This is a genomic window from Microcystis sp. M079S1 (genome assembly GCF_020246425.1).
GTDB classification, from domain to species: Bacteria; Cyanobacteriota; Cyanobacteriia; order Cyanobacteriales; family Microcystaceae; genus Microcystis; species Microcystis aeruginosa.
Genome location: NZ_JADBSZ010000086.1, coordinates 1 through 6,286, shown reverse-complemented (window position 1 = coordinate 6,286; position 6,286 = coordinate 1). Strand labels below are relative to the sequence as shown.

Annotated in this window: 4 protein-coding genes and 1 pseudogene; 4 read left to right on the top strand and 1 reads right to left on the bottom strand. The window is 39.2% G+C overall.

Annotated elements, in window-relative coordinates:
- Positions 1-141: 141 nt before the first annotated feature.
- Positions 142-333 (top strand): annotated as a pseudogene (locus IM456_RS05465) (IS701 family transposase); the annotation flags it as partial.
- A 26-nt stretch (positions 334-359) separates the two neighbouring features.
- On the opposite strand, the gene IM456_RS05460 reads toward IM456_RS05465, so the two are convergent.
- Positions 360-896, bottom strand: a complete 537-nt coding sequence (locus tag IM456_RS05460; RefSeq protein ID WP_012268223.1) for a deoxycytidylate deaminase — start codon at positions 894-896, stop codon at positions 360-362.
- 263 nt (positions 897-1,159) lie between these two features.
- Between IM456_RS05460 and IM456_RS05455 the strand changes: the two genes are divergently transcribed.
- The 3 genes from IM456_RS05455 (at position 1,160) to IM456_RS05445 (ending at position 6,080) form a co-directional block, all read left to right on the top strand.
- The gene (locus tag IM456_RS05455; protein WP_147069551.1) at positions 1,160-1,594 is read left to right on the top strand and encodes a peroxiredoxin; all 435 of its coding nucleotides are present in this window, start codon (positions 1,160-1,162) and stop codon (positions 1,592-1,594) included.
- Between the two features lie 196 nt (positions 1,595-1,790).
- Positions 1,791-2,795: a glycoside hydrolase family 10-like protein gene (locus IM456_RS05450; protein WP_287694660.1), complete on the top strand. Its 1,005-nt coding sequence runs from the start codon at positions 1,791-1,793 to the stop codon at positions 2,793-2,795.
- 225 nt (positions 2,796-3,020) lie between these two features.
- Entirely contained in the window at positions 3,021-6,080 is a 3,060-nt protein-coding gene (locus tag IM456_RS05445; RefSeq protein WP_287694657.1) for an N-6 DNA methylase, read from the top strand.
- Positions 6,081-6,286 lie beyond the last annotated feature (206 nt).

The following is a 6,286-nucleotide window of genomic DNA, read 5'->3' as shown; positions in this document are numbered from 1 at the left end:
AAATTACTGGTGCAAGTTGGGAATCTGGTAATGTACCGCAAGTCCTTCGTCATCGCTCTGCCTATCTAAATGGTTGCCTTTTTTAACTTTTTTATTGAGTTCATTAAGCATTTCTACTTATTACAAAGGTGAGATGCTCCCTATACATTTATCCTGTGGCATAAGTTAACTGGGGGATTGCAAAGGCGGTGGGCGAATCGACCTTTAAACACTTTTGTGGAAGCCTTGGAAACTTTTCGGACAGCGATGTCTTTCCGTTTCTTTGAGTGGCTGACCGAGAATCGGGATGTGTTTGCCGCTTACAAAGCCAGTTTAGGCTTTGTTTGGGCTTAAAATTTGTTTAAGTCCCATTAGAATAACTACCTGAGATCGATCAAAATGGGATTTAATAAAAATAAGGCCGCATGACTAGCCATTTCTTCTGATAAATAAATCTTTTTATATTTAATAATCCCCGTTTCCAGAAAAGAATCCCTTAACATTGCTTTTGTCCCACTATTAAAATCCGCTTCGTAAAAAACTTCTTTAATTCCCGAAGAAATAATTAGTTTTAAGCAGGAAATACAGGGTTCTAAAGTAACGTAAATACTAGCCCCTTGGGTAGAAATACCGTGTTTGGCCGCTTGAGCGATCGCATTAGCTTCAGCATGAATTGCCCTAGAGGGAATTTCTCCGGATTCTCGACAGGTTCCCAAACCGGGATAACAAAAACCCTGGGCAGTACAATGAACCGTCCCTGATGGGGAACCATTGTACCCCGTGGCTAAAACCTGCCGATCTTTGACAATTACCGCACCGACGGGAAAAGCTAAACAGGTGGATCTGGTGGCGGCTAATTTAGCGATCATTAAAAAATATTCGTCCCAAGTCGGTCTTTTTTCTTCAGAGTTGATCACGGTTTCATACCAAGCTAGAAAAAGCGCAAAAGAGGGGATTATCTCTGATAGCTTATCATTAGATGCCCTCTAAAAATTAAGTAGGGAGGCACAATTATTTGTAGGATGGGTTAGCGGTAGCGTAACATGAGCGGGCGTTGGGTTTCATGCTTCAACCCAACCTACGTTCATCTTCTCCCTGCTTATAGACAGTCTTGGGGTGCTGAAGTGACCCTAATCCTTTATCATCAATATAGATTAACTTTTGTAAAGGAATCGGAGTTATGGCTTTAACCGTTGGAACAATCGCACCGAACTTTACCACCACCGACGATACTGGAAAAACCGTTTCCCTGTCGGATTTTCAAGGTAAAGTCGTAGTTTTATACTTCTATCCCAAAGATGATACCCCCGGCTGCACCAAGCAAGCGCAAAGCTTCCGGGATAACTACGAACAATACCAAGACAAGGAAATAGTAGTCTTCGGGGTGAGCAGGGATGACCAGGGTTCCCATGCACAATTTAAAGAAAAATACGGTTTACCCTTCCAATTGCTCGTAGATACCGATGGTGCTATCACCAAAGCTTATGATGTCGATGGGGGTGGCTATTCTAAGCGCGTCACCTATATCATCGATGCAGAAGGCAAAATTAGCTATATGGATGACAAAGTGAATACCGCTAGTCACGCATCGGATATTCTCTGTGTAGTCGGTTAATTTTTCCTAAAATCTTTTCTGGGTGTGTTAGGGGGGCCTAATACACCAGGTATCTATTTTTTAGTTCACTGATAATCAGTTTTTAATAACCGGATTTAGTATGACTAAATAGGGTCTGCTGATGAGGAACTGAATATCAAAAATCGGACTAAAATAATACTATTATCAAATATCTTGGTGGGATTAATCGGCAATCATGGTTAAGTTTAGCAAGTACCTAAAGAGGTTTGGGATTGTTGCTGGAGTGGCTTTTTTGTTGTTGGTTACTCACCGAGCGGCTCCCCGAAAGGCAGTGGAAAATGAGCAGATGAAGGGGGTTTGGTTAACCAATATTGGCACGATATTGTTACATCACACTACGTCCTTAGATGAGGTGTTAAATCATCTTTCGCGATCGGGTTATGACCGGGTGTATTTTAGTGTTTATGGGTTGAGGGGAACGCTTTATCCGACTTCCCAACGTCCGACGAATTGGTTGTTTGTGCCGCCGTTGAGCAATCCCTGGAGGGCAGCGGTTAAGGAGTCTTTACGGCAGGGTTTGAAGCCATTTGCTTGGTTTGAGTATGGTTTGATGTTATCCCCTAAGGATCCCATTGCCAAAAAGCATCCGGATTGGCTATTAAAAACGCCCGCAGGGAAGACGGTGGTGGAAACCAATGTCTGGTTAGATCCGGCGAATCCGCAGGTACAAGCCTATCTTTTGGGCAATATGGAGGATATTTTAAAAGAAAAAGATTTGGCGGGGATTCAGTTAGATGATCATTGGGCAGTTCCGCGTGTTTTTGGTAATAAAAGTCAGGCTTTAACGAATTTAACCCGCAAGTTGCACGATCATGTCAAGGCGATTAATCCCAAGTTGGTGGTGAGTCTTTCGCCTAATCCTCACTCTTTTGCGGTGAATAAATATAATCAAAATTGGTTGGCTTGGGTGCGTCAAGGGATTGTGGATGAGGTGGTCTTACAGATCTATCGGAAAACTCCCAATCAGGTGGCGGCGAGTCTTTCGGGATCGGGACTGGCGACAGCTTCCCGGTATGTGCCGGTGGGGGTGGGTTTATATGCGGGTTGGAATCCTGATTTTTCCTTAAAGGGTTTACAAGCTCAGGTGAGGACGGTGGAGCAGCAGGGTTATGGCTATTCGTTATTTTCTTGGGAATTTGTGGTCATGCGTCATCTTTTTAATCATATTCCTCGGTTTTAAGTGAAAAGGCTAGTATAATTAAGGGTGTTAAGTAAGTGGTTCTAATTAAATAGAAGATAGATTTTGCCTTCGATCTCCCCCTGCCCCCCTTAATCCCCCCTTGATAAGGGGGATATTTGACAATTTTTAACATCTACCTACTTATCTTGTGGGGAAATGATTACCTTGTCATCAAAAATTAATATATTTTTAAGGCTTACGATCTAATTTTTTGCTTTTACTAAAATGTCAAATGTTATTGAAATTGTCAAAAACTTAGCCAATAGAGAAGCCAAGCGCACTGAAGCCGATATACAAGCTGGCATCAGGGATTTATTACTTCAAGCTGCACTAGATCTCGATGATGAAGATCTTGATGTAAAACTTGAATCTCAATTGGGTGATCGCCGTAGAATTGATGTTGAAGTAGGATCGGTAGTCATTGAAGTCAAAAAAGATTTACGGAAAGCAAAAATTCTCGCTGATGCGATAGAGCAATTATCGGGCTATGTCGCAGTTCGGACGCAGCAAACGGGGCAAAACTATATTGGTATTTTATCGGATGGTTTGGAATGGCGGTGTTTTCATCTCAAACCATCAAAGGATTTTGTTGAAGTCTCTAAACATTTAGTAAATGCAAATAATCCCGATGCCGATAAATTAATTGCTTGGTTAGATGGGGTTTTGGCAACAAAGCAAGACGTTATTCCTACTCCAGAAGAAATTAATAATAAGCTGGGTGTAGAAAGCTCTTCCTATGCCATTAATCATGCAACTTTATTAAGTTTGTATGAGGAAAACAAAGAGCTTCCTACAGTAAAAATGAAGCGTCTATTATGGGCGAAACTTCTGACGACAGCGTTAGGTAGTCAATTCAAAGATAGTGATGAATTATTCGTTGAGCATACGTTACTGGTGAATGTATCTGAAATTATTGCTCATGCTGTTTTAGGTCTAAATGTTAATGATTTATCGCCCGCTTCTCTTTTATCAGGTTCTCAGTTTGAGATTAGCGGTATTTATGGCGTAATTGAAAGCGACTTTTTTGATTGGGTGATAGAAGTTGAGGAAGGTGATATTTTTATTCGTTCATTAGCTCGTAAAATTTCTCGTTTTAATTGGGGGGAAGTGGCCTATGACATTATGAAAGTCTTATATGAATCAATCATTGCTCAGGAATTAAGAAAACAATTAGGAGAGTATTACACACCAGACTGGCTGGCGGAAGCTATTGTTGAAAAAACAATTAAAGACCCCTTAAATAAGCGTGTTTTAGATCCGTCTTGCGGTTCTGGAACTTTCTTGTTTCATGCGGTTAAAAATCTTTTAAAAAAAGCAGCGCAAGAGAAATTGTCTCTGCGTGAATCTCTTGAAACTTTGGCAAGGAATGTTATTGGCTTTGATATTCATCCAGTCGCAGTAACGTTAGCTCGTGTAACTTATCTTTTGGCAATTGGTCGTGATAATTTGACTAATCCAAGCAGAGGGGAAATTAATATTCCTGTTTATTTGGCTGATTCTATGCAATGGCGACAAAAGCAATATGATCTATGGTCAAGAGATCACGTCATTATTGAAACGGATAGTGAAGGACAGTTATTTAAATCGGAGTTACGTTTTCCCCATGAGCTTCTAAAAAGTTCCCATACTTTTGATGAGCTTGTAAAAGAATTAGCAGATAAAGCTACTCAAAAAGATTACGGTAAACCGATACCTTCTTTAACGGGGGTATTTCGGCGATTAGCTATCCCTGAAAAGTTTCATGAGACGATTAAAAGTACATTTTCCGTTATGTGTGAACTCCATGAAAGCGGACGGGATCATATTTGGAGCTATTATGTGCGTAATTTGGTCCGTCCTGTTTGGTTGAGTTTGCCGCAAAATCGGGTTGATATTCTAATTGGAAATCCGCCCTGGCTTTCTTATCGGAATATGCCTAAAGAGATGCAACAATCATTTAAGGAAATGAGTGAAGAGCGCTCACTTTGGCATGGGGCAAAGAATGCCACACATCAAGATCTTTCAGCATTGTTTGTCGCTAAAACTATTGAAACTTATTTGGGTGAAGGTGGCAAGTTTGCTTTTGTGATGCCTAATTCAGTAACGGATAGAGAATATTTTGGAGGATTTCGAGAGGGGAATTATTGCCTAGGGAAAGGAGCAACAACATACGTTGAATTTGCAGAATCTTGGGATTTACGAAGACTAAGACCCCATTTTTTTCCTAGAGGTGCATCGGTTATTTTTGGTAAGAGATCTCAAAAACCTGTAAAAATGCCTTTGATTGCTGAATATTGGACAGGAAAAATCAACGAACCTAAATCATCGTGGAGCGTGATTAAAAAATCACTTAAATTCCCTAAAGAAGAAATAAAAATAGGCTCAGAAAATAAAATTTCTCCCTATCATTCCCAATTTTCACAGGGAGCTACAATAGTTCCGAAAGTGCTTTTAACTGTTGAAGAAAAAATATCTAGTCCGTTAGGGTTAGCGTCTGGACGTAAGTTAGTTCAGTCAAAACGATCTGCTAATGAGAAAAAACCCTGGAAAGATCTTCCTACTTTAGAAGGAACAATTGAAAGTGATTTTATCAGACCTTTATATACAGGAGCATCTATTTTACCTTTTCGTTGTCAAGAACCCGAATTAGCAATTATTCCCTGGAATGGAAAAGTCTTAATGGATGGAGAATCTGAATTAATTGATCTGTATCCTGGCTTATGTGCTTGGTGGCACAAAGCAGAAGAAATATGGGATGAATATCGAACTAATGATCGATTGACCTTACTTGAAAGAATTAATTATCAAAAAGGATTATCCCAGCAGTTTCCCATACCAAAAGAAAGAATTTTATATGCAACCTCTGGAATGCACATTTGTGCGGCTAGATTATCCAATAGACAAGCTATTATTGATAGTAATCTTTATTGGGCAACGCCTGAAAGCCTAGAAGAATCCTATTATTTATGTGCAATTTTAAATGCAGAGATTACAACTTTAGAAACTCGTCCTTTAATGTCCTATGGAAAGGATGAAAGACACATACATAAGCACGTCTGGCAACTTAACATCCCTAAATTTAATCCTCAAGATCAATTGCATCTTAAAATCTCACAAATTGGTCAAGCCCTAGAAAAAGATATTTCTCAACTTGAATTGAGAGATGTTTATTTTGCTAATATTCGTCAAGATATTAGAAAATATATAAGAAATAGTAGCCAAGGGAAAGAGTTGGAAAAATTAGTAGAAGAACTTTTACTTGCTAAAAAAGTGATTGAAACCGATGCCACCAAGGTTACTGATTAGATCAATCAACAACTCCAAACCTTAAATATTCAAATTTAATAGGGAAAAATTATGCAAACTTCATAAGAACTCTTGCAAATTAATTATATGTTATAATGATGGGTTAACTAATTTTCCCCAAAAAATTAGTTAATCAGTACATTTGTCCTGAATGAAAACTTGAAGTTTAACTTTTAACTCAAAACTCTTTAGAGCTGCTTTAATTT

Bases quoted from the DNA above. Each gene is read 5' to 3' on its own strand.
- IM456_RS05450 (WP_287694660.1), top strand. From the start codon at position 1,791: ATGGTTAAGTTTAGCAAGTACCTAAAGAGGTTTGGGATTGTTGCTGGA.
- IM456_RS05445 (WP_287694657.1), top strand. From the start codon at position 3,021: ATGTCAAATGTTATTGAAATTGTCAAAAACTTAGCCAATAGAGAAGCC.
- IM456_RS05455 (WP_147069551.1), top strand. From the start codon at position 1,160: ATGGCTTTAACCGTTGGAACAATCGCACCGAACTTTACCACCACCGAC.